The following is a 262-nucleotide window of genomic DNA, read 5'->3' on the forward strand; positions in this document are numbered from 1 at the left end:
AACGATTGCAGTCGATGCAGGGATTTGGAGTACCTCCGTTTAAATAGGTGGATGCAAATTTATCAATGACGTGGTGGCGGAACTCTTCATGCATAGGAAATACATAATAGAGGATTCCAAGTCTTGCAGCTACATTTCGCGCATCCTCTGTATCAGAGGGAGTGCAGCAGGAACGGTCGCCTGGCTGGCTGCACTGAGGTTTATCATAAAGCTTCATGGTAGCTCCGGCGCAGTCATATCCTGCCTGGATCATCAGGTAAGC

General features: G+C 48.5%; 1 pseudogene. It reads right to left on the bottom strand.

Annotation, left to right across the window (positions count from 1 at the left end):
• Positions 1 to 262 (bottom strand): annotated as a pseudogene (locus tag QVP40_RS07765) (tRNA 2-thiouridine(34) synthase MnmA); the annotation flags it as partial.

Source organism: Blautia sp. CAG:257 (genome assembly GCF_000433815.1).
GTDB classification, from domain to species: domain Bacteria; phylum Bacillota; class Clostridia; order Lachnospirales; family Lachnospiraceae; genus Blautia_A; species Blautia_A caecimuris.